Source organism: Porphyromonas somerae (assembly GCF_022845615.1).
Classification (GTDB): domain Bacteria; phylum Bacteroidota; class Bacteroidia; order Bacteroidales; family Porphyromonadaceae; genus Porphyromonas_A; species Porphyromonas_A somerae.
Map to the genome: position 1 here is coordinate 300,225 of NZ_AP025559.1, position 16,028 is coordinate 316,252.

Annotated in this window: 19 protein-coding genes and 2 pseudogenes; 2 read left to right on the forward strand and 19 right to left on the reverse strand. The window is 53.1% G+C overall.

Annotated elements, in window-relative coordinates; translation table 11 throughout:
* Nucleotides 1–22: 22 nt before the first annotated feature.
* Both MWL85_RS01225 and MWL85_RS01230 read left to right on the forward strand, forming a co-directional pair.
* Complete coding sequence (locus MWL85_RS01225; RefSeq protein WP_004371741.1) at nucleotides 23–331, forward strand: hypothetical protein; 309 nt, start codon at nucleotides 23–25, stop codon at nucleotides 329–331.
* A 117-nt stretch (nucleotides 332–448) separates the two neighbouring features.
* A complete protein-coding gene (locus MWL85_RS01230; RefSeq protein WP_004371739.1) occupies nucleotides 449–670 on the forward strand; it encodes a DUF7688 family protein in 222 nt (73 codons plus the stop codon).
* 51 nt (nucleotides 671–721) lie between these two features.
* Here MWL85_RS01230 and MWL85_RS01235 read toward each other — a convergent pair whose 3' ends face one another.
* The 19 genes and pseudogenes from MWL85_RS01235 to MWL85_RS01325 all read right to left on the reverse strand — a co-directional run bounded on the left by MWL85_RS01235 (nucleotide 722) and on the right by MWL85_RS01325 (nucleotide 16,028).
* On the reverse strand, nucleotides 722–1,249 hold the full coding sequence (locus tag MWL85_RS01235; RefSeq protein ID WP_004371737.1) for a glycoside hydrolase family protein: 528 nt from the start codon (nucleotides 1,247–1,249) through the stop codon (nucleotides 722–724).
* Entirely contained in the window at nucleotides 1,246–1,749 is a 504-nt protein-coding gene (locus MWL85_RS01240) for a DUF3872 domain-containing protein (protein WP_004371735.1), read from the reverse strand. The genes MWL85_RS01235 and MWL85_RS01240 overlap by 4 nt, the downstream gene beginning before the upstream one ends.
* A complete protein-coding gene (locus MWL85_RS01245; RefSeq protein ID WP_004371733.1) occupies nucleotides 1,746–2,648 on the reverse strand; it encodes a DUF8464 domain-containing protein in 903 nt (300 codons plus the stop codon). The genes MWL85_RS01240 and MWL85_RS01245 overlap by 4 nt, the downstream gene beginning before the upstream one ends.
* Nucleotides 2,649–2,655: 7 nt before the next feature.
* Nucleotides 2,656–3,231 carry a conjugal transfer protein TraO gene (locus MWL85_RS01250; protein ID WP_004371731.1) on the reverse strand — a complete coding sequence of 192 codons (576 nt, stop codon included), beginning with the start codon at nucleotides 3,229–3,231 and terminating at the stop codon, nucleotides 2,656–2,658.
* Between the two features lie 2 nt (nucleotides 3,232–3,233).
* Nucleotides 3,234–3,824, reverse strand: a pseudogene (traN, locus tag MWL85_RS01255) (conjugative transposon protein TraN); the annotation flags it as partial.
* A gap of 106 nt (nucleotides 3,825–3,930) precedes the next feature.
* Nucleotides 3,931–5,742, reverse strand: a complete 1,812-nt coding sequence (locus tag MWL85_RS01260; RefSeq protein WP_244400287.1) for a reverse transcriptase/maturase family protein — start codon at nucleotides 5,740–5,742, stop codon at nucleotides 3,931–3,933.
* A gap of 561 nt (nucleotides 5,743–6,303) precedes the next feature.
* A pseudogene (locus MWL85_RS01265) lies at nucleotides 6,304–6,708 on the reverse strand (DUF4138 domain-containing protein); the annotation flags it as partial.
* A gap of 36 nt (nucleotides 6,709–6,744) precedes the next feature.
* Nucleotides 6,745–8,091 carry a conjugative transposon protein TraM gene (gene traM / locus MWL85_RS01270; RefSeq protein ID WP_244401085.1) on the reverse strand — a complete coding sequence of 449 codons (1,347 nt, stop codon included), beginning with the start codon at nucleotides 8,089–8,091 and terminating at the stop codon, nucleotides 6,745–6,747.
* Entirely contained in the window at nucleotides 8,072–8,359 is a 288-nt protein-coding gene (locus tag MWL85_RS01275) for a TraL conjugative transposon family protein (protein ID WP_174362025.1), read from the reverse strand. The genes traM and MWL85_RS01275 overlap by 20 nt, the downstream gene beginning before the upstream one ends.
* Before the next feature lie 27 nt (nucleotides 8,360–8,386).
* On the reverse strand, nucleotides 8,387–9,010 hold the full coding sequence (traK, locus tag MWL85_RS01280) for a conjugative transposon protein TraK (RefSeq protein WP_004371727.1): 624 nt from the start codon (nucleotides 9,008–9,010) through the stop codon (nucleotides 8,387–8,389).
* Nucleotides 9,011–9,043: 33 nt separating this feature from the next.
* On the reverse strand, nucleotides 9,044–10,048 hold the full coding sequence (traJ, locus tag MWL85_RS01285) for a conjugative transposon protein TraJ (RefSeq protein WP_244401087.1): 1,005 nt from the start codon (nucleotides 10,046–10,048) through the stop codon (nucleotides 9,044–9,046).
* Between the two features lie 3 nt (nucleotides 10,049–10,051).
* The gene (locus MWL85_RS01290) at nucleotides 10,052–10,681 is read right to left on the reverse strand and encodes a DUF4141 domain-containing protein (protein WP_025072698.1); all 630 of its coding nucleotides are present in this window, start codon (nucleotides 10,679–10,681) and stop codon (nucleotides 10,052–10,054) included.
* Nucleotides 10,682–10,704: 23 nt separating this feature from the next.
* Nucleotides 10,705–11,085, reverse strand: a complete 381-nt coding sequence (locus tag MWL85_RS01295; protein ID WP_004371724.1) for a DUF3876 domain-containing protein — start codon at nucleotides 11,083–11,085, stop codon at nucleotides 10,705–10,707.
* 38 nt (nucleotides 11,086–11,123) lie between these two features.
* Entirely contained in the window at nucleotides 11,124–13,628 is a 2,505-nt protein-coding gene (locus MWL85_RS01300) for a TraG family conjugative transposon ATPase (protein ID WP_244401089.1), read from the reverse strand.
* Nucleotides 13,625–13,957, reverse strand: a complete 333-nt coding sequence (locus MWL85_RS01305) for a DUF4133 domain-containing protein (protein WP_004371722.1) — start codon at nucleotides 13,955–13,957, stop codon at nucleotides 13,625–13,627. Before MWL85_RS01305 ends, MWL85_RS01300 begins: the two co-directional genes overlap by 4 nt.
* A gap of 11 nt (nucleotides 13,958–13,968) precedes the next feature.
* Nucleotides 13,969–14,286 carry a DUF4134 domain-containing protein gene (locus MWL85_RS01310; protein ID WP_004371721.1) on the reverse strand — a complete coding sequence of 106 codons (318 nt, stop codon included), beginning with the start codon at nucleotides 14,284–14,286 and terminating at the stop codon, nucleotides 13,969–13,971.
* A gap of 200 nt (nucleotides 14,287–14,486) precedes the next feature.
* Entirely contained in the window at nucleotides 14,487–15,215 is a 729-nt protein-coding gene (locus MWL85_RS01315) for a hypothetical protein (RefSeq protein WP_004371720.1), read from the reverse strand.
* A gap of 16 nt (nucleotides 15,216–15,231) precedes the next feature.
* A complete protein-coding gene (locus MWL85_RS01320) occupies nucleotides 15,232–15,585 on the reverse strand; it encodes a DUF3408 domain-containing protein (RefSeq protein ID WP_004371719.1) in 354 nt (117 codons plus the stop codon).
* A gap of 2 nt (nucleotides 15,586–15,587) precedes the next feature.
* Complete coding sequence (locus MWL85_RS01325; protein WP_004371718.1) at nucleotides 15,588–16,028, reverse strand: DUF3408 domain-containing protein; 441 nt, start codon at nucleotides 16,026–16,028, stop codon at nucleotides 15,588–15,590.

Genomic DNA, 16,028 nt, shown 5'->3' on the forward strand with positions numbered 1-16,028 from the left:
AAAACCCTAAAAACAACGGTTAATGATAGCACAGACGATATTACAGCAGATAGGCGGAAGAAGATTTACCGCCATGACGGGTAGCCGTGATTTCATCGACATGGGCAACGGCTTACGGATGAGCCTTACACGGAACAAGACAAGTGCCAACCGCCTTGACATCATCTATGATGCGGGGGCAGACCTCTACAATATGCGGTTCTACCGCAGGACATTCAGCAAAAAGACTTTCGAGTGCAAGGAAAAGTACATTGCCGTACACGAGGGCATCTATTTTGATATGCTGGAAGAAATATTCACGATGGTGACGGGACTTTACACACGCTTTTGAGTTGCGGCGGCGAGAGCCGCCCTACTTTCTTTCGGTGAGCATGATGGCGGACAAAGAAAGTAGCAAAGAAACCTCTGTGCCAATCTGCGATATTATTCACAAAAACAAGTTTTTATTATGGAAACAATCAGGCAGGACGGAAAAATCATCTTGCACGGCAACGACGGCATAAGCATAAAGATGATTTTCAAAAACCTTACGGGAAAGAATTTTCAAGGTAGGGAGTATGCGGACTATATCCGTCACATCGCAATCGGGAGCATGGGATTTACACCCGGAAGCATCGAATTTTGCAGGGATGGTGACGTGATAGATACGGGTACAATCCCGAATGTATGAAAAGCGGAAAATCCGATGAAGTTGGCGGCTTCATCGGATTTTCATTTACAGTCACGGGATATACAGCAGTGCAAACTCCGCCTTTCTCCGTTTGAGCAGCATGGCGTGGCGTTTTCCTTTGTAGTTGCAGAAGGCTACATACTCCCGGTAGATGTTCCTGTCGCCAGCCTCCAGCTTCTTTATCAAGGTGCTTTTAGGGATTGTCTTGCTACCCAAAAGCCGGTATGGACCCACGTTGTAAGCAAGCGTGGCAAGTAAAAGACTATCCTTCCCGAACTGCCGGAACATCGCGCAGAACTTCCGCAGGTCTTTCCGCAGGAGCGCGTCCGCCTGCCGCTTCGTCATGGTTCGTGCCGAGTACCTTTCGCCCGGCAAAATCTTGTGACCCCAACCCACGTATGGGTGGTGCTTTTCCGAGTGCCATCCCTCAAAATACTTCGTGCATCGTACCGCCCTCTCGAATAGAGACAGCCGGTAGATTGCCGCCTGCCCGTCCGTTCCCTCTTGGCGGCTGATCTGTGCGGACACAAAACAGACCGTCAGAAGCGAACAGAGCATTGTCATGAATACACGCATCATTTTAGCAAGGGGCTGAAGTTGCCGATGGGAACGATGGTCAAACCGTCATCCTTTGCATTCCGGTTGTTGAAGTCAAATTCCAACTCGAAAGAGTTGCCGAAGTTGTCCTCCACCACCACAATAAAGTTGTGCGCCTCTTCGCCCTCCGCCGTGTAGTACAGGCGGAACTTTTCGTTCTCCAGCAGGTAGCGGTCGTTAGGCAGGAAGGTGATGCCGTTATCCATTTTCAACTTTCCTTCTCCCTCAAACTGAAAATAGCGGATGGTGTAAAGCGTGTTAGCGAAGTCGCCCTCCTTTTTCAGCTCACAGCGGATTTCCACCGTCTGCCCCTTCGTCACCTTGTTCGGCACGGGCATGACCTCCACCGTGAAGGGATAGGACTGCTGGATGTCCATGTCGTCATCGCACGACACGATGGTGAATGACACAGCGGCTATCAGGCATAACGCCACCACCTTAAAGATATTTGTTCTCTTGTTTCTGTTGTTCAGTATGTTCATTTTTCTTCGATTTTTAGATGGTTGTTTTTCTGTTTTTTCGTTGTCTGTTGCAGATACTCGTTCAAGTCCTTGCAACCGCCATAGAGGGAGGAACGGTCGGCGACATGCGCCCCATACCGTTTGGCAAGAGCGTCAAGCGTCCGCCGTCCGGCTTCGTCACGGTCAAGGAAGCATCCGATGCGCCCGTAGCCGTCCAGCAATCCCGCCGCCTTCTCCACGTTGGCGACAGAGTTCAGTACAAGGCAGTCAGCGTTACCGGTTACGCCAAGCGTCACGGCGGAGAGAAAGTCCATGAAGCCCTCAAACACGAGGCACTCGTCAGCCGGGATTTCCTTCGTCCTTGCCAAAGACACATCTTTTGGCGGGATGCACCCCTTGAAATATCGGCTTCGGACTTCATATCCACCTGCCATATTCAGGAAACCGACAGCGAAATACCGTTTTCCACGCACACTGTAGTTCAGGCGGCAACAGTGGCGGGATGCTACTCCGATTGGTATGCCTCGTTCCTCTAAATACTCCGTCAGCGGTGAACGAAACAGCGGAGCGACCTCCACATCCTCAAAGACAGGTTCGGTCGGCTTCGGGAGATAGGCGGGCTTTTCCCATCCGGCAACCGTCATATTGGCGGCTTCCGCTATGAACTTCGCTTGCTTCATGAAGTCATCGCTTTGCAGAAACTCCCCGGCAAGCGTGAAGATGTCACCGCCCTTGCCCAAACCGAAGTCGTACCAAAGCTGTTTCGCCACGTTCACACGGAAAGAGGGGGTGCGCTCGCCCCTGTACGGGGCGATATACCACAGCTCGTTACCGCTCCTTCTGACAGGCTCATGCCCCAACCGTGCGAGAAAATCCGCAAGCGGCATCCTTCTGATAGCATCTATTTCCGTCCGTTCCATGCCCGTGTCAGTTGATGATGAACTTGACGCCGACCCCGAACTGCGTGTGGAACTTCCGCGTGTCGCCACCCCACAGGCAACGCTCACGCAGGTTGGCAAGCAGGGCGATACGGTCTGTCACGTAGCACTCCACATCGAGCGTCAGCGCACCGCCGTAGATGAAGGCGTCCCGGTCGTGCAGCGTGGAGCCGTCATGCAGCACCTTATTCCCCCAATTCACCGATTCATATCCGGCGAGAGCCGAAGCCCCGGCATAGACGAACACGATTTTTCGGGCGTCCGACAGTATCTTGAAGTAATATCCGCCCTCCGCCGTGAACTGCGCCACGGGTATCTTGGTATCCTTGTAGGGATTGTTTTTCAGGAGGTATTCGCCACCGAACACCCACTTGTTCCCCCTCTTCGTGTAAGTGGAGAGAGCCGCCCCGAAACTGTACCCGCCGTCCTTGCCGCCGGGATTGAAGCCGTCCGCCATGTCCGCCCTCACCTCGATGCCCTGCATCTTCGGCAGACACCGCTGGGCGTGCGCCTGCCCTGTAAAAAGGGCAAGCGACGCGATGATTATTGCGATGTACTTTCTCATGGTCAGCGCACTTGAAGTTCGTTGATGGTACCCGCACGTACCAAATCCTCGTTCTCAATCACGAAGGACTGGTGACGGCCGCCGTTCTTCTCGTTCAGCTCCACCACGAGGCACTTGTCATCGGGGATGGTGAACTTCGCCATCGTGAAGACCGTGCGCTCGCTCTTTTTGCCCGGCACGAGGGTGGCGTAGTTCTGCGCGCGGAGCGGCAGGATGATCTGCTCCTGCACGGCGGTACGCTTCGCCACCTTCTTGTCCACGATTTTCCAAGTGATGTAGTCCACATCGAAAGGCACGTTGCTCTGGTTCTTTATCTCCGTGTGGAAATAGAGCAATCCGTTGTGCGTGTAGATGCCTTTGAGAAGATACTGGATGCCGAAACGCTTGCAGCCGATATGCTTCACCTCGCGCTTGTTCTGTTTGTGGATGGACTTCATGATAAGTCGCACCAGCATCGGGCTTTCGCTGCCCAGCTCTTTCAGATAGATTTCCTGTGCGTTATTCGGGCGGTTCACCGTGCTGCCGTCATGGATGAAGTCGCACATCTCCACATTGAGCAACAGCGGTTCGGCGGCGTACTTCACGTGTAGGCTCGGCAATGGGCGCCTTGCCACCTTTCGGTGGTAGGTTTCCCATGGCCTGCCCCCGAACCGTACGTGCAAGTCTCCCTGCATACGGCTCTCCACTGGTAATATCAGTTTATTTGTCATGGACATGAATTTTTGCATTACAATGTTTGCATACAGCCAATGTCTTACGCCATTTCTTAATCATCAGTCGGTGCCATTCAGTATCGGTATTTATACCTCTGAGCTTACGGACTTGATACATTATGGTCTTGACATTAGTTGCTCCACACAATTCACATTTGCGCTCCATAAGTCTCTCCGCAAGAGTAGGGAAAGGAAGTACAAATGTGTTAGGTAGATTATCGCAGGTTGCGTCTTTGTCCGGCTCTTGCCTCGCAAAGCCATCATTATAGAATATTCGGAACTTGGTTTCTCCTTTCTTTGCTTGATAGGGTATCGCCAAGTCATGGTCTCTTCTGTACTTTCGTATAACCTTGGCAGTTGATGAATTTAGTTTCTTTGCCAAAGTTTTGCAGAAACTATATCGCATTATGTAACCGAATTTACTTCCTGCATAAGAGATGTTGTCCGCAATCCTATAATATTGGTACAAACCTCTGATTTCAGTTGTATAGCGTGCGCAGATTGTAGCAGGGTCTTCTTTGGTCAGGTAATTGCGTGGCATGGCATACCAAATTTCCTTTCCATTGATTACCCTAAGTTCCATTGCTTTCAGTTCCAATAATTTCTTTTGGACTGTGGCAATAGGCAGAGTCAGCATTATGCGTCCGCTGAACGGTCTCTTCAACCATCCCAGCTTATTTCGCTTCATGGCCTCGGATTTTCTGATAGAGATTTCATACCCAAGAAACTTTGCAGAATCCTGTGCATTAGTGATTAAGGTCTTTTCTTCGGATAATTCAAGTTTTAGCTTGTCTCTCATGAAGTTTGTAAAGTCCTCTTTCATTCTTGCGCAATCTGCTTTACTACCAATTACACCGATTAGAAAGTCATCGGCATATCTGATATATTTAAGTCTCTTGTAGTTACTATCCATTGCCATAGATGCCGGCACTCTCCGTGTCTTTGCTTCCATCTCTTTCAGTTGTGTCAGCAATTCACGTTTCGTGTCTTCATCAGTGGCGTTTCGGATAGCCTTGCGTAATCTTACAGCCTTTCGACTATAACTTGCGTGGAGTGGGTTTTCCCGCCTTTTCTTACCCTTGTCAAAAGATTCCGCATATTCACGCATGTATTTGTCGAACTTATCAAGGTATATATTAGCCAAGATAGGACTTATTATCCCTCCTTGAGGAGTTCCCGAATACGTCTTGTGAAATGTAAAATCTTCGATATAGCCTGCCTTTAAGAATTTCCATATCAGTCGAAGAAATCTTTCATCTGATATGCGCTCACGAAGAGTTTCAATCAGAATATGGTGGTCAATATTGTCGAAGAATCCTTTGATGTCACCTTCGATAAACCAATTCGCACCAGTGAAAAGAGTTTGGATGGAACGCAAAGCCGTATGACAGCTTCTTCTTGGTCTGAATCCATGCGAGGTATTCTCAAAATGCCCCTCATAGACAGCTTCAAGAATAAGTCTAACGACCTCTTGCACCATCTTGTCTTCAATTGATGGGATGCCCAATGGTCTTTTCTTCCCATTCTTTTTAGGTATATAGACTCTTCGGGCAGGCGTTGGCATGTAACTTTCATCCTTTAGCGCAGCTATCAGATGTCCTATTCTATCAACACTCATTCCGTCAATGGTCTTGCCGTCTGAACCAGGTGTCATGTTGCCCGGTTTCGCATAAATGCGCTGGTAGGCTACATAAAACATCTGTTCATTGAATAGGATGCGGTACAACCTTTCGTACTTGTAATGCACATCTTTGCTATGTGCAGATAAACTGTTTAATATGGTCTCTGGATTTCTCATACGTCTCACACGTTATCGTTTGACAATATTAAAATTACCGAGCTGTTCCCCTTTGCCATGTACGTGGCTTTCCCACGCTCAGACTACTACGGGAACTCCGTTGCCATGCGGAGTTTTCAGAGCCTATGCTCATAGCCTTTCGGCATCTCCGTGTAGGCAATCCCCATTTAGTGGCCTTGATAACTTGGCTTGACAGACTGTCGGATGCAACGTACATCCTTTTCCGTTCTCTGACGGATATGTCGCAGTAAATTCCTTGCCCATCACTCCATTCAATAAGCGTGGGTACTGCGAGGCAACGTATGTAACTGCTTTCCGTTGCCACCTCTACATTAGTCATAGGACTATTGTTCAACCAATCAGGCTTCATCCTTGTGTCTGTCTTTTCCCATAGCAATTCAGTCGCAGTTTAGCAATTAACTGACTTATCGCATTACCGACATGCTTCACTCCCCGTTTGGTTTCCCATTCGGATAAGTCGGTATGGGATAGGTTTATAAATTGGAATACTAACCTAATCACTTGCCAAAGTGATTATTATCAAGCCCCTATTATGGGCGCACTGAAGGTGTAGAAACTGCCGTCCTCCGTGATGACGGACATATTCGTTTCGTTGGGAAAATTCCTTACGGTAGCCTTCACGCGGATGACGTTCTCCGCTCCGTCGGCTTTCCCGGCAATCAGGTCGGGCGAGCCTAAATCGACATAGCGCACCTCCGCCGGAAAAATGACGTGGACGGTCTTGTCGTAGGTCACTTCCAGACCGTGCGGCGGTATCATGCGGTCGAAGGTCAGCTTGCGCGACAGACCGTGATACAGGTCTCCGTCCGCCTCCTTCTGCGGATAGACCTCCTTCGTCAAGGTCGGCTGTTCACTTCCGTTGGTCGTTTCAACGGTTACATTCTCCTGCGCGTTGGCAGTTGCGATGCCCATAGCGAGGGCAAACATGATGATTACTTTTCTCATTACTTTTGGATTTTAGTGGTAATTTTTTTATTGATTTCAATCTTTTTCTTGGTAAAGCATGACCCTGTACCCGGCTTTCAGATGCACCTTGACGGTGCGCATCTTCCCCGCGATGTACTGGCTCGTTCCTTGTATCAGCCCCTTGCCCAAGTCGGAGGCGAGCTGCGCCCCGGCATTGGTGGAGATATTGATGCTGCTACCCAACGAACCTCCCATGTTGGCGGCGACCTCTCGGACGGCGTTCATCTCCATCGAGTTCGGGATGAAGATGCCGGGCTGTCCGTCCGTGTCATAGACCGCAAGCTCCACGGGGATAATCGTGCCGTCGTATTCCAGCGAGGTGATCCCGATGTCGAGTCGTTCACCCTGTATCTTGCCCGTGCCGACCACCACCGCACCCCGTGGGATTGTCCTGCCCGCCACCGCCATAGGCTCCAGCAGGCGAAGCCTTACCGTCTGCCCGTCCGTCACGCTCTGCGCCTCATGCACACACGCCGGGATGGTGTTCCTGTCCGATACCTCCGCCGTGCCGACAGCCGTGTTGAAACCCCGGTTGCGTTCCTGTGAGAAAGTGGCGACAAACTCCGCGTTGCTCATGGGCTGTGCAAGGGAGGAAACGACTTGGCGGGTCACTTGCCTTACGGGTGTCGCCGTGTTCTTCTTTCCCTTCTGCACGGTGGCAGGCTCTGCCGCCTGTTCCGGCTTCCCACCGTTCTGACCGCCCATGTACTTTGCCGCCAGCTCATAGGACTTCTCCATAAGTGCCACCTGTTCGTCTATAGATGAAGTCCTGCCTTTTTCACTTTCCAGTTCCGATTCCAACGAGGCGATGCGCTCCAATAGCACATCCATCTCCGCATTGTCATTCTTCGGCTGTTCGTAAAAGTTGCCGAGGGTGGCGTTCAGGTCACGGTAGGCGGCTGCGGAGGATTGGATGGTTTGCGGCGTGGCAGGCTTTGCCCTTTCTTCCTTGCCGCCCGGATTGGCGAGGTCGAAGTCCGTACCGTCCTCCGTTCCCGCTATCTCGCGGTCGAACATGTCGCCCAGCTGCCCGATGGCACGGTTGCGGCTCTCCAGCCGCTCTTCCATCCCCCCATGCTCGTAGGCTTTCAGCTTGTCGCCGATAATCTGCCGGTTCGCCTTGTCCGCGTCTGGCATCTCGGTGTTGTAGCCGTCCGTTCCCGGCGGTTGTTCCTTGCCGGAGGAAGGGGCGAATATCAACCACATCGCCCCGATGAAGACCAGCACCATAGCAGGCAGGACTATCATCTTCTGCCGTTTCAGCCGCTGCGCCTCTGTCAGCGGTTCGCGCTCCTTTTTCGGCTTTCCCGCGTCGGGAGCGGCTTTGTTCTCTTTCGTTGATTCATTCTTCGTCTGTTCCATATAAATAAGGTGTTAAGTGATTGTCAGTTTCCACCGGGGTCGGTAGTTCCACCCGTCCGGCATGTCCCGTATCCATACGTGAGCCGTCGTTTCTGCCGATGTCATAGACGGCTCTGCCGAAGGTGTAGAGGGCAAGCATCGCGAAGGCGGCGAGCATCCCCAGCACGATGCGGCGGCGTGTTTCCGGCGGCAAACCGTCCAGATACCCTTTGAGCCTTGCCACCAGCCGTTTCCGTTTGTCGTGGAGTTTCCAATACATGCCCCACATTGATTTTCTGATACTTTTCATGTCCTGTTACCGTTTGATTGTCTGTAAATCCTTGTTCTCGATGATGGTGAACCCCTCGATGGTGAAACCGTTTGGGTTGTCGTCCGACCGCGATGCGTTCAGCAGGCGGCAGGTGGTCACGAGGCTGCGCTCGGTGACGTTGCTTTGCCGGATGATTTTCTGCGTGGCGTAGGTCACGGCACGGTAGGGATAGGCGTTGAAGTCGCACACCACGCTGTCCACTTTCAGCACTTGGTTGATGTTCCCGGCGATGATGCGGTTGTAGTACCCCTTCTCCGCGAAGTCCGAATAATAGTGGTACACGCTCTTGTCCGCCAGCAGCAGGGCACGTTTTACGTTGTGTTCAATCGCGCTTTTTTCAGGTGACAGCGTGAAGAAAAGCTCGTGGAAGCGGCGCACATGCTCCCGTGCTTCCGCCGGGCGGTTCTGCGATAAATCCTGAGAGAGAGCCAGCATCAGCGACTTGCCGTTGTCCAGCACATAGATTTTCTCCCGTTGCTTCTCTGCGAAACGGTAGGAGTTCCACACGCTCCACACCGTCACCACAGCGCACAGCGAGAGGAAGACGATACCGAACAGGCGTAGCTGCCTGAACGATGATTCGATGTTTCTGAGTGACTTAAATTCCATTCTTAATTCTGTTTCAATGATTCTACATGATTGTTATTTCAGCAATTTGCCGGCACGTCCCATCATATTGCCTGTCGCAGCTCCGGCAACACTGCCCGCCATTCCTCCGGCACGTCCCGCCATCTGGTTCACGTTGCGACCGTAACCGCCCATGCCTCCGGCTTGGATAATCCAGCCGGCAACGGTGGGAATGGTGAAGTAGCCGATGATGCCGATGCAGAGGAACACGATGTACACCCCGTCGCTCGAATCCAGCGAGAAGTTCGGGTCTGCCTGCATCCGCTCGATGTCGCTTTGCAGCATCAGCACCTGTATCTTCGCCAGTATGGTGCTGAACATGTCCGACACCGGCAGCCACAGATATACCTGTATGTAGCGGCATATCCACTGCGTGAGCGTGCTTTGGAAACCGTCCCACACCGATATGGCGAAGGCTATCGGACCGAGTATCGCCAGCACCACGAGGAAGAAGGTTCGGACGGTGTCTATCACGAGGGCGGCGGCTTGGAACAGCAATTCCAGTATCTCGCGGAAGAAGTCGCGGATGTTTTTCTTCATGTTGTACATTCCCCGGTCGATATACATCCCCGCCATCGTCACCATGTCGGAGGGCGACCAGCCGAGTTCCTCCAGCTGCTTGTCAAACTCCTCGTTGGACACGAGGTAGGCGGTTTCGGGGTTGCGCATCATCGCCTCGTATTCCAATTTGTCCTTCTGCTGGCGGTAGGTGTTCATGTCCAGCGTTTCCGCCTCCAGCATCTTTGCCGTGCCCTGTACGACGGGTGAGAGGATGCTGTTTATCGTGCCCAGCACCATAGTCGGGAAGAACATGATGCACAGACCGATGGCAAAAGGACGGAGCATCGGGAATACGTCTATCGGTTCGGCTCTCGCCAGCGACTGCCATACCCGGTAGGCGACGTAGAACAGCGCACCCAGTCCGGCGATGCCTTTCGCCACACCCGCCATGTCTCCGCACAACGGCATCATCTGCTCGTAAAGCGAACGTAGAATCTGGTGAAGGTTGTCGAAATTCATAGGCTACCAGTATCTTTCGTTCATGTTTCCGTACAGCCCCATGATGCGGTCGAGGTCGTTCTTCTTTTTCGCACGCAGGTAGCTCACGGAGATGTTCTTGTTCGTGTAGTAACTTACGAGGTTGCGGTAACGCTTCATCTTCGAGTGGCAGCGTTCCACCACGTCCATGCGCTCCTTGTCGGTCATGGAGAGCGTGGTGATGTTCACCACATTCTTCAGTTCCGTCAATACTTCGTTGCTCTCTTCCAGCAGTTTCGTGTAACCGAAAGCGATTGCCGACAGCTCTTCTGGTCTGAAATTTCCATCACGGAGCATCCTTTGGAAACTGTTTACATAAATGTCGGTGATGTCGCCTACCATCAGGATGGTCTGCTGCACCTTGCGGGCGTCCTTGACGAGATTGTTCACCGATTTGAGAGCATCGTAATACTTTTTGCCCTGCTGATAGATTTTCACCGTTTCCTGAAAGTTGCTCACCATGTTCGTGGCAGTCTTGGAGGTATGGATGATGTTTTTGGAGGCATTGATGATACCCTGCGCCAGATTGCCCGGATCGCTTACGACCCACTGTGCGCTTGCCCTGCCTGCGAAAAGCAGGCACAGGCAGATAATCATTGTTATTCTTGTTCTCATGTTACTTTGGATTTTAGTGGTTGTTATTCTTCTGTCGGGTGTCCCGGCTGCGGTTTCACCCGCACATAGTCGCCGCCCGGCGAGAAGGTCAGCACGTCCGTGGCCTCGTTATAGGACACGTCGATGCGGAAGCCGGTGTTCATGAACAGGTTGCCGGTTTTCTCCTGCAAGAGATAGGTTTCCGGTTTCAGCTTGCGGCGCAGACCGCTCCGGCGGAACACCGTCACCTTGTAGGCTTCGCCCTCCTTGTAGATAAGCACGTCGGGCTTCCCCTCCACGCTCTCCCAGTTCCCGCACAGCATATCACGGCGGTTGTCGGCCACGTCGCAGGATTGCAGCATCATGACCGCCAATCCGATCAGACACTTGCTGACTTGCAGCATTTTCACTTTTGGTAAATTCATATGCGTTTTCCTTTTTTTGTTGATACATTCTGTTTTAGTTATTCCTTGTTCCTCCGCCTTTCGGCAAGCTGCCGGATGGCGGCTTCGATGTCACCGCCCAGCTTCTCCGCCAGACGGTAAACCTCCACTTTTTCCGTTTCTTCGGTAGTGTACGCCAGATACTCTTCTGCACTGACCTCGGTGGCATAGACCGCCGATTGTGTGCCACCCAAGCCTATCCACACCTCCTTGTAGAGCCGTGAAGGGTTGTTCGCCATGTTGATGGAGAGTATCTGCGACTTCTCCTTTTCCGTCAGTCCGAGCAACGCCTGTATCTGGTCGAACTTGTTCATATACTTGCGCTGGTCGAGAAGTATCTTGCAGTCGGAGTTGTTGATGATGCTCTCCTTGACCACCGGAGAACTGATGATGTCGTCCACCTCCTGCGTCACCACGATTGCCTCGCCGTAATATTTTCTGACCGTCTTGTACATATAACGTAGGTATTCAGCCATGTTTGCCGAAGAGAGGGCCTTCCAAGCCTCCTCCACGATAAGCTGTTTCCGCACCCCTTTCAGCCGCCGCATCTTGTTGATGAAGGCTTCCATGATGATGATAGTCACGACGGGGAACAGTTCGCGGTTCTCTTTTATACTGTCAATCTCGAAGACGATGAACCGCTTGCCGAGCAGATCGATGTTCTCCGTGGAGTTGAGCAGGAAGTCGTAACGTCCGCCCCGGTAATACTGCCGCATGGTGGTGAGCATGTTGTCGATGTTGAAGTCGGACTTCTCCACCTTGATGTCGCGCTGCGCCAGTTCCGTGCGGTAGTCGTCGCGCATATACTCGTAGAAAGTGTTGAACGACGGCACGATGCTACGGTCGGATTGGATACGCTCGATGTAGGCACTCACGGCACTGCCCAGTTCGCCGCTCTCCGTCTTCGTCACCTTGTCGTCCTCCGATTTCCAGAGCGTAAGAAGCAGGGTCTTGATGCTGTCCTTCTTCTCCACATCGAAGATGTAATCATCGGTGTAGAACGGGTTGAATGATATGGGCTTCTCTTCCGTGTAGGTGAAATACACGCCGTCCACTCCGCCTGTCTTGCGCCGGATCATGCCGCACAAGCCCTGATAGGAGTTTCCCGTGTCCACCAATACCACATGTGCGCCTTGCTCATAATATTGGCGCACGAGGTGGTTCATGAAGAACGACTTGCCGCTGCCCGAAGGACCCAGCACGAACTTGTTGCGGTTGGTCGTGATACCCCGCTTCATCGGAAGGTCGCTGATGTCGAGGTGCAGCGGTTTCCCTGTGAGCCTGTCCACCATCTTGATGCCGAAGGGCGAGAGCGAGCTGCGGTAGTTGGTTTCCTCCGTGAACAGGCACACCGCCTGTTCGATGAAAGTGTGGAAACTCTCTTCCGCCGGGAAGTCCGCCGCATTGCCGGGTATCGCCGCCCAGTAGAGTGTAGGGCAGTCGATGGTGTTGTGGCGCGGCACGCACTCCATGCTTGCCAGCTGGCTGCCCACGTCGTTCCTTATGTGCTTCAGTTCCTCCGCGTCGTCGCTCCACGCCATGACGTTGAAGTGCCCCCGTACCGAGGTCAGCCCGTAGGACCGGGCTTCGTTCAGGTATTGGTCTATCCACTCGCGGTTGATGCTGTTGCTCCTTGAATAGCGTGAGAGCGACTGCATGTTACGGGCGGACTTCTCGAACTTCTGCAAGGCTTCCTCGCTGTTATTTATCAGCACATACTGGTTGTAGATATGGTTGCAGGAGAGCAGCAGCCCCACCGGGGAGGCGAAGGAGAGGCGGCAGTCGCTCCGGTCGGTGGAGAGCTTCTCGTAACGGGTGTCGGTAGCCACCTTGCCCGGCAGGTCTTCCGCGTCGGAGAGGGTGTGCAGACACAGGCGGTTGTCGCCGATGCGCATCTCCCTTGCCGAAAGTTCGATGTCCTGCAAGGTGATGTCACCTTCCGGCATGAGCGAGAAGTAGCGTTCTACCAGCCCCGCCTTACCCTCCGTCCCCACAATCTCGTCGGTGGAGAGGCGGCGCAACCTGACAAGCCCGCTGTCGTTCATGATACGCTCGAACTGTTCGCAGGCTTCCATGAACTTGGTCGTGGTTTCCCTGTCCAGCTCTTTCGGGATGATGTGCCCTCGGCACAGCGTGCTGAAGTTGCTCTGCATCCGGCTACGCTCCTTCGTCGTCTTGGTCAGGTAGAGGTAGCAGGTGTGTTTCAGGTACGGACGCTCGTTGAAGTGACGCTCGAAGCTCCGTGAGAGGAAACTCATGTCGTCCTTCTGAAGCTCCGGCTTGTAGCGTTCCTTGATAAACCAGTCCTGCTTGTGAACGACGGAGTAGTCCGGCAGCACCTTGATTGCCTTGCACCAGCAGCCGTGTATCGCCTCGTACTCCGCGCCCGTCACGGTGTAAAGCTCCGGCAGCTCCACCTCGAAAGCCACCGTGATGTCGGCGTCCTTTGAGATGATGCAGCCATGCTCCACCGCAAGCAGGGGAAACTTGTTTTCCAGTGTTGTCATTTTTGATGTATTCCTCATGTCGTTTCTTCCTTTCGTTGTCGTTTGAACAGACGGGTTATCCGCCGCCGGTTGATAAGGTATCGGGGATGGCTCCGTGACGCTCCCAATTTCATCAGCCCGTGTTCGCCGTACCGGGCGTTCAGCGCGAAGGTCTGCCACACAAGGAGGGAGGACGATGCCGCGCCGAAGCCGATACATATCCACTGGTCGATACCGACCATGTAGAGGATGACGAACAGGACGAAGAGAGCCAGCAGACCTCCGCAGAAAATGAAGAGGTACTGTGCCTTCAAGCCCTTGAACTCTACCGGACGGCCGATACCCTTGTTTACCGGGTATTCAGCCATACATTATTACATTAAAGGAAGAATGAGCGCAGGATGGTGGCGGCTACAATCAGGAAGATACACGCGCCGAACCAGCTTGCTGCTGTTTTTGAGGTGTCGGGGTCACCCGATGAGAATTTTCCGTACACTTTCACGCCCCCGATAAGCCCGACGACCGCGCCGATGGCGTATATCAGTTTAGTTCCGGGGTCGAAATACGAACTCACCATAGAGGTGGCTTCGTTGATGCCCGCGATGCCGTTTCCTTGCGCGAAAGCGGAGGCGGTTGCGGCGATGAAAAGTGCCGCGGATAGGATTGCTTTTCTGTTTTTCAAGATGTTCTTGTTCATGAATTGTCCTTGTTTTTTGCCGTCGAAAGGGTGGATAGTCCTTTGTCGGGCGGTTGTTACTCTGTTACTTTACTTTGGTTTTAGTGGATGCCCGTTTGTTTCCACAGACGTGGGCGTGTCCGTTGCGGACGGGATACGCCTTGCGTTTCCTTGCCGCGTGGGTTGATGTCACTATTTCATGTCCATTCCTTTTTCAGTTGTCATACATAGTTTCGGATGTCGAAATCCTCGATGTTGTCCGGCACGATGAACTCCTTTTCGGGTTTCTTCAGCCGGATCTCGATAAGCCCCTTGATGCGGATGCCTATCTCCGAAGAGCCTTCCATCATTTTCTCGTACAGCTCCGTGCCTTCCATGTCGGTGAACACCTTCGCCGCCTTTTCACGTTCCGCCTGTGTCGCGTCCGGGTTCATGGCGGTCTTGCAGGCGTCGTCAATCTCGTCAAAGCTGCTGCCCGAAGCCCGTGGCGTGTCCGAAGCGTCTTCATCCGGTTCGTCCTCCCCGTATCCCAGTTCCTCCGGCGGCATGCTCGTGAAGGTCTCATCGAGCTTTTCCTCCGGGACTTGCGCCGGGCGGGACGCGGTTTCCGTGTTTCCGTCGTCAAAAGTAGCCTCTTCCTCCGACAGCTCAATGCCTTTTTCCAAAGTGGCGGCTTCTTGCGCCGGTATGGCAGCGATTGTCCGGGTGGATGCCATTTTGAAACGGCTCTTGCCGATGATGTCCCCCTTTGCCGTGGAAACTTCCTCATGTGCCGCTACGCTCTTTGGCCCATTCCTGTCCAACGACCGCCATAATCCGGCGATGCCCTTGAAGAAGCGGACAAGCCGCATGTCCATGATGCGCTCGTAAAGGAGCAGGAACAGGAACCATAGGTTGCAGCCGACCGATACCGCCAGCAGAATGTCTGTCATGCTGATTGTTTCATTCATATACTTCCGGTTTTAGTTAGAATACTGAATTGTAATTCCGGGCGTAAAGGCTCTTTATAGCGTCCTCGCACTGGTTGAAGTGGTGCGTCAGCACATGGTCGATGTAGGCGGACAGTGTAAGCCTATCATGCCCGATTACACGGGTGATGCGCATGATACGCTCGTGGTACTCCGGACGCACATACGCCATCTTGCCCTCCCGCGCCTTTACTTCCGGGTCGCGGATGAATAGACGTTCATAGTCCTTCTCGCAGCATTTGCCGCTCACCGGGACGGGCGACAGTATTTCCACGCTCGCCTGCACTTGGGCAAGCATGCCTCCGCAGTCCTGCTGCGGTCTTTTTTCATTCGGTGTCATTTCTTTTTCCATTTTCAAATCAGATCTTCACGTTGTTTCTTGTACAGTTCGTTGATTCTCTCCTTGTGCTGTTCCAGATGCTGGCGCAGCACGGTATCCACATAGCCGCCCACAGAGATTTCCCCTCCGGCGATGTCGTTCACGATTTTGAGGATCTTGCCGTGTACGTCGCGGCTGATATAGACACACTGGCGGGTCTTTATCTCGTTGCGGCGCAGGAACAGCTCGTTATAGTCCTCGTCCTGCCTTTTCCGGCGGCCGCCTTCCCTCTGCGCTCTCTCCCGTGTCACGGGTTGAGCCGGTGGCGGCTCCGGTGCGGCGGTGTCCTCTCCGGTCGGTACGGCTGCGGGGTCTTCCTGCGCCGGGCGTAGTGTCCCGTCCTGTGTGCGCCGCCCGATAGATGCCAACAGCAGTTCCTCGTCGATGCCTTCCGTGTTTACTTTCCTGCTGCCCAT

Bases quoted from the DNA above. Each gene is read 5' to 3' on its own strand.
- MWL85_RS01225 (WP_004371741.1), top strand. From the start codon at position 23: ATGATAGCACAGACGATATTACAGCAGATAGGCGGAAGAAGATTTACC.
- MWL85_RS01230 (WP_004371739.1), top strand. From the start codon at position 449: ATGGAAACAATCAGGCAGGACGGAAAAATCATCTTGCACGGCAACGAC.
- MWL85_RS01235 (WP_004371737.1), bottom strand. From the start codon at position 1,249: ATGATGCGTGTATTCATGACAATGCTCTGTTCGCTTCTGACGGTCTGT.
- MWL85_RS01240 (WP_004371735.1), bottom strand. From the start codon at position 1,749: ATGAACATACTGAACAACAGAAACAAGAGAACAAATATCTTTAAGGTG.
- MWL85_RS01245 (WP_004371733.1), bottom strand. From the start codon at position 2,648: ATGGAACGGACGGAAATAGATGCTATCAGAAGGATGCCGCTTGCGGAT.
- MWL85_RS01250 (WP_004371731.1), bottom strand. From the start codon at position 3,231: ATGAGAAAGTACATCGCAATAATCATCGCGTCGCTTGCCCTTTTTACA.
- MWL85_RS01260 (WP_244400287.1), bottom strand. From the start codon at position 5,742: ATGAGAAATCCAGAGACCATATTAAACAGTTTATCTGCACATAGCAAA.
- traM (WP_244401085.1), bottom strand. From the start codon at position 8,091: ATGGAACAGACGAAGAATGAATCAACGAAAGAGAACAAAGCCGCTCCC.
- MWL85_RS01275 (WP_174362025.1), bottom strand. From the start codon at position 8,359: ATGTGGGGCATGTATTGGAAACTCCACGACAAACGGAAACGGCTGGTG.
- traK (WP_004371727.1), bottom strand. From the start codon at position 9,010: ATGGAATTTAAGTCACTCAGAAACATCGAATCATCGTTCAGGCAGCTA.
- traJ (WP_244401087.1), bottom strand. From the start codon at position 10,048: ATGAATTTCGACAACCTTCACCAGATTCTACGTTCGCTTTACGAGCAG.
- MWL85_RS01290 (WP_025072698.1), bottom strand. From the start codon at position 10,681: ATGAGAACAAGAATAACAATGATTATCTGCCTGTGCCTGCTTTTCGCA.
- MWL85_RS01295 (WP_004371724.1), bottom strand. From the start codon at position 11,085: ATGAATTTACCAAAAGTGAAAATGCTGCAAGTCAGCAAGTGTCTGATC.
- MWL85_RS01300 (WP_244401089.1), bottom strand. From the start codon at position 13,628: ATGAGGAATACATCAAAAATGACAACACTGGAAAACAAGTTTCCCCTG.
- MWL85_RS01305 (WP_004371722.1), bottom strand. From the start codon at position 13,957: ATGGCTGAATACCCGGTAAACAAGGGTATCGGCCGTCCGGTAGAGTTC.
- MWL85_RS01310 (WP_004371721.1), bottom strand. From the start codon at position 14,286: ATGAACAAGAACATCTTGAAAAACAGAAAAGCAATCCTATCCGCGGCA.
- MWL85_RS01315 (WP_004371720.1), bottom strand. From the start codon at position 15,215: ATGAATGAAACAATCAGCATGACAGACATTCTGCTGGCGGTATCGGTC.
- MWL85_RS01320 (WP_004371719.1), bottom strand. From the start codon at position 15,585: ATGGAAAAAGAAATGACACCGAATGAAAAAAGACCGCAGCAGGACTGC.
- MWL85_RS01325 (WP_004371718.1), bottom strand. From the start codon at position 16,028: ATGGGCAGCAGGAAAGTAAACACGGAAGGCATCGACGAGGAACTGCTG.